General features: G+C 37.0%; 8 protein-coding genes. 7 read left to right on the forward strand and 1 reads right to left on the reverse strand.

From position 1 onward, the window contains the following. The first annotated feature begins 215 nt into the window (after positions 1–215). From rfbB to rfbD, 4 genes are all read left to right on the forward strand, one after another. Entirely contained in the window at positions 216–1,304 is a 1,089-nt protein-coding gene (gene rfbB / locus FFR48_RS22940) for a dTDP-glucose 4,6-dehydratase (protein ID WP_137668962.1), read from the forward strand. A gap of 112 nt (positions 1,305–1,416) precedes the next feature. Then, the gene (gene rfbA / locus FFR48_RS22945; RefSeq protein WP_096570276.1) at positions 1,417–2,298 is read left to right on the forward strand and encodes a glucose-1-phosphate thymidylyltransferase RfbA; all 882 of its coding nucleotides are present in this window, start codon (positions 1,417–1,419) and stop codon (positions 2,296–2,298) included. Positions 2,299–2,413: 115 nt separating this feature from the next. After that, the gene (rfbC, locus tag FFR48_RS22950; RefSeq protein WP_096570274.1) at positions 2,414–2,959 is read left to right on the forward strand and encodes a dTDP-4-dehydrorhamnose 3,5-epimerase; all 546 of its coding nucleotides are present in this window, start codon (positions 2,414–2,416) and stop codon (positions 2,957–2,959) included. Beyond that, a complete protein-coding gene (gene rfbD / locus FFR48_RS22955; RefSeq protein ID WP_137668963.1) occupies positions 2,956–3,834 on the forward strand; it encodes a dTDP-4-dehydrorhamnose reductase in 879 nt (292 codons plus the stop codon). Before rfbC ends, rfbD begins: the two co-directional genes overlap by 4 nt. Positions 3,835–3,949: 115 nt before the next feature. On the opposite strand, the gene radA is transcribed toward rfbD, so the two are convergent. Beyond that, entirely contained in the window at positions 3,950–5,518 is a 1,569-nt protein-coding gene (gene radA, locus FFR48_RS22960; RefSeq protein WP_137668964.1) for a DNA repair protein RadA, read from the reverse strand. A 169-nt stretch (positions 5,519–5,687) separates the two neighbouring features. Between radA and rpaB the strand changes: the two genes are divergently transcribed. From rpaB to FFR48_RS22975, 3 genes are all read left to right on the forward strand, one after another. Next, on the forward strand, positions 5,688–6,416 hold the full coding sequence (gene rpaB, locus FFR48_RS22965) for a response regulator transcription factor RpaB (RefSeq protein ID WP_096570268.1): 729 nt from the start codon (positions 5,688–5,690) through the stop codon (positions 6,414–6,416). 150 nt (positions 6,417–6,566) lie between these two features. Then, on the forward strand, positions 6,567–7,208 hold the full coding sequence (locus tag FFR48_RS22970) for a cofactor assembly of complex C subunit B (protein WP_096570266.1): 642 nt from the start codon (positions 6,567–6,569) through the stop codon (positions 7,206–7,208). A 161-nt stretch (positions 7,209–7,369) separates the two neighbouring features. Next, positions 7,370–7,888, forward strand: coding sequence for a DUF456 domain-containing protein (locus FFR48_RS22975; RefSeq protein WP_137668965.1), 519 nt, complete (start codon positions 7,370–7,372; stop codon positions 7,886–7,888). The last annotated feature ends 145 nt before the right edge of the window (positions 7,889–8,033 follow it).

An 8,033-nucleotide genomic window follows, 5' to 3' on the forward strand; every position in this document is an offset into this window, starting at 1 on the left:
CTTAGGTAAAAACCGATAATTAATTGTCCGAATGCTGATGCTTCCAGCACGCTTCGCGAACGCCCCTACATTGTTGACGCGAAACCTAAATCAAAATGTGGTTTATTTACCTGAAAATAGCTGTAATCCGATGATTAGCCGTGACATTCCAACAATTGAAATTACCACATTTCCACTAAAAATAAAACAATAACACATAGGAAAAATCTGTTTATATGTCAAAAGTACCGAAAAATGATCTGCCAACTTTATTAGTTACAGGTGGTGCAGGATTTATAGGGGCTAACTTTGTTCTCCAAGCTAGAAAAAATCATTGGGCTAATATCATTAATTTAGATAAACTTACTTATGCTAGTAATCTACAAAATTTAGCTGAATTACAAGATGATCCCAATTATGCTTTTATTCAAGGAGATATTGGTAACTTTGAATTAGTCAGTTATTTGTTAGAAAAATATCAACCAGATGCAGTAATTAACTTTGCGGCAGAAACTCATGTAGATCGTTCAATTCTCACTCCCATTAATTTTATCCAAACTAACGTGATGGGAACATTCCATTTATTAGAAGCAAGTAAAGTTTATTGGCAAAAACTTAAATCAGAAAAACAAGAAAAATTCCGATTTTTGCATATATCTACCGATGAAGTTTATGGTTCTTTAAATCCAGAAGATCCAGCTTTTAGAGAAGATACACCTTATGCACCAAATAGCCCTTATGCAGCTTCTAAAGCTAGTGCAGATCATTTAGTTAGATCCTACTATCACACCTATAATTTACCTACTTTAACTACTAATTGTTCTAATAATTATGGACCGTTACAGTTTCCTGAAAAACTGATTCCTTTAATGATTCTCAATGCTGTAAATGGTAAACCATTACCTATCTATGGTGACGGTAAAAATATTAGAGATTGGTTATATGTAAGTGATCATTGTGATGCTATTTATCTGGTTGTAAAGGAAGGTAAAATTGGCGAAAGTTATAATGTTGGGGGATTGAATGAACAAACTAACTTAGTAGTTGTGAATAAAATTTGTGAATTTTTGGATACGTTAGCACCCAAAGAGAATTTTCAATATTCATCTTTAATTACCTTTATTAAAGATCGTCCTGGACATGATCGCCGCTATGCTATTGATTGTAGTAAAATCACCAAAGAATTAGGATGGCAACCCAAGGAAAATTTTGATAGTGGTTTGTTAAAAACTGTGCAATGGTATCTTGATAATTCTGCTTGGGTAGAATCTATTTTTACAGGAGAATATAAAAACTGGATTCAGAAAAATTACGAAAGTCGTTAAAGGAGTAGGGGGAATTCATGAATTACCCCTACTTCCGTTTTATTTTGCGTAAGTCCTGGATTTATTTAGGATTTATTTAGTAATAATTAATTCGCTGTATAAGGATGGTAAAATGAAGGGTATTATTCTCGCAGGTGGTTCGGGTACAAGACTTTATCCATTAACACAAGTTGTGAGTAAACAATTAATGTCTGTTTATGACAAACCGATGATTTACTATCCTTTATCAGTGTTGATGTTAGCGGGAATTAGAGAAATTTTGATTATTTCCACACCCACAGATTTACCTCTTTTTCAAAGATTGCTAAAAGATGGTAGTCAATGGGGTTTAAAGTTTAGTTATGTAGAACAACCAAAACCAGAAGGTTTAGCACAAGCTTTTATTTTGGGAAAAGATTTTATCAAAAATGATTCAGTATGTTTAATTTTAGGAGATAATATTTTTTATGGTCATGGTTTCACAGAAGTTTTAACCCGTGCTGCTCAATTGCAAAATGGAGGTTTAGTTTTTGGTTATAAAGTCACTCACCCGGAAAGTTATGGTGTGATTGAATTTGATAGTACAGGTAAAGCAATTAGTATTGAAGAAAAACCAAAAAGTCCTAAATCAAAATATGCAGTACCGGGAATTTATTTTTATGATTCCCAAGTTACAGAAATAGCTGCTAGTTTGAAACCTTCTGCACGGGGTGAGCTAGAAATTACTGATGTGAATTTAGCTTATTTAAAGCAAGATCAATTAAAGGTAGAAATTTTAGGAAGAGGATATGCTTGGTTAGATACGGGTACACATGAATCTTTACATCAAGCTAGTAATTTTATCCAAACTTTAGAACAAAGACAGGGATTGAAAATAGCTTGTATTGAAGAAATTGCCTATTATCAAGGATATATTGATACTCAACAACTTAGTTATTTGGTTGAGTCTATGGGTAAAAGTAGTTATGGTCTTTATTTAAGACGAATTTTAGAAGATGAAATTACTTTTAATTGAGAAATGATATAAAAAAATTATGTCCTCGACTTCTAAGATTAATTTATAATTTTTGTACACAATCAATAAAAGAAGTCGGTGATCTATAATTAAACCTAGAGCAAAGGAGAATTTGATGAAGATTATAAATATAGAAATTCCTGATGTGCTATTAATTGAACCTAAAGTTTTTGGAGATGAAAGGGGGTTTTTTTATGAAAGTTTTAATGAAAGAGTTTTTTTAGACAAAACCGGAATATTACCTCATTTTGTTCAAGATAATCATTCTCGTTCAGTGAAAAATGTGTTACGCGGGTTGCATTATCAAATTCAACAACCACAAGGAAAATTAGTCAGAGTTGTAGTTGGTGAAGTTTTTGATGTTGCTGTTGATTTGCGAAAAAGTTCTCCTACTTTTAGTCAATGGGTAGGTGTGCATTTATCAGCAGAAAATAAACATCAATTGTGGATACCACCGGGTTTTGCTCATGGTTTTTTGGTGCTTTCTGAATATGCGGAATTTTTGTATAAAACCACTGATTATTATGCACCAGAATATGACCGCACTATTTTATGGAATGATCCTGATTTAGCTATTGCTTGGCCGATTGAAGATGAACCAATTATTTCTACTAAGGATAAAGTAGGTAAGTTATTTTCAGAAGCGGAGGTTTATCAATGAAAATTCTATTAACTGGTGTTTCTGGCCAGGTGGGTTGGGAATTACAACGTACTTTAATGACTATGGGTGATGTTATTTCTGTGGGAAGAAATCAATTAGATTTAGCACAACCAGATACAATTAGTGCTACAATTAGGGATATAAAACCAGATTTAATTGTCAATCCTGCTGCTTATACTGCGGTGGATAAAGCAGAATCAGAACCCGATTTAGCAATGTCAATTAATGGTGTTGCACCTGGTATTATAGCTGAAGAAGCTAAACGTTTGGGATCAGCTATAATTCACTATTCTACTGATTATGTTTTTGATGGTAATAACAGTCTTCCTTATCAAGAAGATGAACTCAAAAATCCCCAAAATGTCTATGGTAAAACTAAGTTAGCTGGTGAGGAAGCAATTACATCTGTCGGTGTTAATCATATTATTTTCCGTACTAGCTGGGTTTATGGTTTGCGTGGTAAAAACTTCTTATTAACGATGCAAAGATTAGCAAAAGAAAGAGAAGAAATTAAAGTAGTTGATGATCAAATTGGCGCACCGACTTGGAGTAGAATAATTGCAGAAATCACAGCACAAGTTATTACTCAAGGTCAAAATAACCTAACTGATTTTTTGGCTAATAAAGGAGGAATATATAATTTATCTCCTAGTGGAAAAACTAGCTGGTATGGTTTTGCGAAGGCGATTTTTAATGATGATTTTCCTAATAATGAACGTAAATTAAAACGGTTAATTCCTATTACTACTCCAGAATATCCTACACCTGCATCTAGACCAGCTTTTTCTTTGTTAGATAATCAAAAATTTTCTGATACTTTTGGGTTAAAAATGCCAGAATGGGATCAAGTTTTAAAATTAGTTATTGATAGTTAAAAAATCTGATCTCCCTTAAAACAGGAAAAAATTAAAATTTTTAGCGGGGATCAAAACTCTGTGTCTGGAGTGGTTCGTTGAATAAACATCAAACGCAGATGAACGCGGATATTTGTTATTCATCCTCATCTTTTTCATCTGTTTCTAAATCAATATCTTCCAAAGATTGATGAGGAATAGCAGCAATTATGGCATCTATGACTTTAGAAACTTGTAAAATTTCTATGTTTAAATCAGGAAACTTTTGACCTTTGGGTATTATCGCTCGTTTAAATCCCAGTTTTGCTGCTTCTTTTAACCTCAGTTCCATTTGGGAAACCGATCGCACTTGTCCCCCTAAACCTACTTCCCCTATTAATACTGTTTCGGGATCAACTATTCTATCTCGAAAACTGGCAACAATGGCGATCGCAATCCCTAAGTCTACCGCAGGTTCTTCTACATTCAAACCCCCCGCAGATGCAACGTAGGAATCTAATTTTGACATGGGTATCCCCACCCGCTTTTCTAATACTGCTAAAATTTGCACTAAGCGGTTATAATCTATCCCCGTGCCAGCGCGTCGGGGTGAAGGGTAGCTGGTAGGACTAACTAAAGCTTGCAATTCTACAACTATCGGTCTTGTTCCTTCACAAGCCACTACAATAGCTGTACCGGGTGCGGGGTCGTCGCGGTTTCCCAGAAACAGTTCTGAAGGATTGGGTACTTCCCTTAATCCATTAGATACCATTTCAAATATACCAATTTCATGGGTAGCTCCGAAACGATTTTTAACAGTTCTTAATAATCTGTGGGAAGCAAAGCGATCGCCTTCAAAATACAAAACCGTATCTACTAAATGTTCTAAAACCCTCGGTCCTGCGATAGTTCCTTCTTTAGTAACGTGACCAACAATTAACATTGTAATATCTTCATGTTTTGCCACCTTCATTAAAGCGGCGGTACATTCCCGCACCTGCGCTACTGAACCGGGTGCAGATGTCAAAGCTGGGAAGAACACAGTTTGTATACTATCAATCACCGCCAGATTAGGTTTGAGAGAATCAATTTCCCGCAAAATTTCCTCTAAATCCGTTTCTGGTAAGACATATAAATCAGAACCAATAGTATGATGTTCTATGATGTCTTCCGAATTTTTACATACTTTATCAGTATCTTTACCTTCTTCTTCGTTCTCCGAATTTTCTTCAGTGACAACATTGATCGGTTTAGACATTCCCAAACGAGAAGCGCGTAATTTTACCTGTTGTCCTGATTCCTCACCAGTAACGTAGAGAATACGGTATCTTTGGGATAATTCGTTAGAAACTTGCAGTAAGAGAGTAGATTTACCAATACCGGGATCACCACCGATGAGAACCATCGAACCAGGGACAACACCGCCACCAAGTACCCGATCTAACTCGCCATAACCGGATTCCCACCGAGCAATTTGGCGATCGCTAATTTGATCGAAAGTCAGAGAAGCCCTTGGTTTAGCGGGTTTACTGCTGCTGGGTTTAATTCCCCCTGGTGCAGCGTGCCAGTTACCTACTCCCCCCCGACTGGGTATATCTACTCCAAAAGGTGTAGCATTCTCTTCCACTAAAGAATCATAAGTGTCACAATTTGCACACTTGCCGAACCACTGGGAGAACTCGGCTCCGCATTTGCTACATATAAAAATAGTTTTGGGCTTTGCCATGGGTAATTTTTATTTAAGAATCTTAATTTTTGTTTAAGTTTTAGAAAAAACTCAAGTTAAATAATAGTAGTAGTTACAGCTTTTTCAGATTAACTGATGCAATGATATCTTAATATTATGGTAATAAAATTCATAATGTTAAAAATTTAGTTAGGGAGCGTGAAGAAACTTGGAAAGTCATAAAGAAAAAATCCTGGTAGTAGACGACGAAGCAAGCATTAGGCGGATTTTGGAAACACGCCTTTCCATGATTGGCTATGATGTAGTGACAGCAGGTGATGGAGAAGAAGCCTTAGAAACTTTTCACAAATCCGAACCAGACCTGGTAGTTTTGGATGTGATGATGCCAAAGCTAGATGGTTACGGTGTTTGTCAAGAACTACGCAAAGAATCCGATGTTCCCATCATCATGTTAACAGCCTTGGGTGATGTAGCTGATCGGATCACCGGACTAGAATTAGGCGCTGATGACTACGTAGTTAAGCCATTTTCTCCCAAAGAACTAGAAGCGCGTATTCGCTCAGTTTTACGCAGAGTAGATAAAACTGGTGCTAGTGGTATTCCCAGTTCTGGAGTGATTCATGTTGGAAACATCAGGATAGATACCAATAAACGCCAAGTTTACAAAGGGGATGAACGCATCCGCTTAACCGGCATGGAATTTAGCTTATTAGAACTATTAGTTAGTCGTTCTGGAGAGGCTTTTTCTCGTTCTGAAATTTTACAAGAAGTTTGGGGTTACACACCAGAACGCCATGTAGATACTCGCGTAGTAGATGTACATATTTCCCGGTTACGGGCAAAATTAGAAGATGACCCCAGCAACCCAGAACTTATACTTACTGCTAGAGGTACTGGTTATCTATTTCAACGCATCCTGGAAGCAGGGGAAGAGTAATTAGGTGACAGGTGACAGGTGACAGTAAGAAGGCAAAAGGCAAGAGGCAAGAGGCAAAAGTTTATTCTTACCAATTACCAATCACCAATTACCAATTACCAATTACCAATTACCAATTACCAATTACCCATTACCCATTACCCATTACCAATGACCAAATCTGATCCTAATCGAGTTTTACGGCGTTTACCCTTGGTAGTTGGGGGTTTAGGTGCTGTGCTTTTGTTTGTAAATCGGTTGTTAACACCGGAACTGACAGACTCTCAAGCACGGGGGGATGTGCTGGGAGTGATTTTGAGTGCAGTGTTAATTTTAACAGGTTTAATTTGGCAACAAGTACAACCTAAAACCCCTGATACAGTAGAACTGATCGGAGAAGAGGGTTTTGTGTTAGATCCTGATTTACCAGAAACCGTGAAAACAGAATTAGCTTGGGCATCAAGGTTATTGTTAACTAATACAGTTACGCGATCGCTTGTAGTTTATTACCAAGGTAAAGTTCTGTTACGTCGCGGTATTCTGGGTGCTAAATCAGAAGTTACCCCTGGTGCAATATTGAAAAGAGTATTAGAAACCCAAAAACCGGTTTATTTAGTAGCTTTAAAAGTCTATCCTGGCAAAATTGAATTTGATTATTTACCCGAAAATACCCAAGGTGTAATTTGTCAACCTATTGGTAAAGAAGGTGTGTTAATTTTAGGAGCAAATGCTCCCCGCAGTTATACAAAACAAGATGAAAATTGGATTGCGGGAATAGCTGATAAATTAGCTGTTAATCTTAGTAATGGGTGATTATTGGTGATTGGTAATGGGTGATTGGTGATTGGTGATTGGTGACTGGGGGGAAATCTTTACCTCCTGACTCCTGACTCCTGACTCCTGACTCCTGACTCCTGACTCCTGACTCCTGACTCCTGACTCCTGACTCCTGACTCCTGACTCCTTAAAAAACTATGCAAATTATTTACTGTTTATTAATAGCTTTAATGCTTGTGGGTGTGATTGGTTCTGTAGTTCCTGCAATTCCTGGTAGTAGTTTAATATTAGCCGCTATCATCATCTGGGGAATTGTTAATGGTTCTGTAGCAGTTATTAAAATACCCCTGATTGTTACAGGTATTGTTCTACTTCTAAGTATGGCTGTTGATTTTTTAGCAGGTTACATAGGCGCAAAACAAGCCGGTGCAGGTAAATGGGGACAAATAGGGGCGTTTGTTGGTTTACTTCTGGGATTTTTCGGATTATTGCCAGCTTTACCCTTCGGTGGACCATTGTTGGGAATGTTAATTGGTCCACTTTTAGGGGCAATTATTGGTGAGTTGCTGTATCAAAAAGATTTGGGTAAAGCAGTGAAAGCAGGTATAGGAATCACTGTAGGAACAGTAGTAGGGAATTTACTTCAGGGTGTTCTTGCTGTGAGTGCGGTGGTAGTTTTTATTTGGACTACATGGACACAGGTTTTTGGTGGGTAGTATTTTAACTATGGTTTGCTGCTATATAAAACCTAGACAAAACTAGACTTTACTTTCTACTTCAACGGGAGCATGGGAGCAGTTATCCCTCAGTAGACTTTCACGCCTTAGCCAGACGCGATTGTGTTCCAATTAAGTTTCTGAA

Origin of the sequence: Sphaerospermopsis reniformis (genome assembly GCF_005402885.1) — a bacterium.
GTDB classification, from domain to species: Bacteria; Cyanobacteriota; Cyanobacteriia; order Cyanobacteriales; family Nostocaceae; genus Sphaerospermopsis; species Sphaerospermopsis kisseleviana.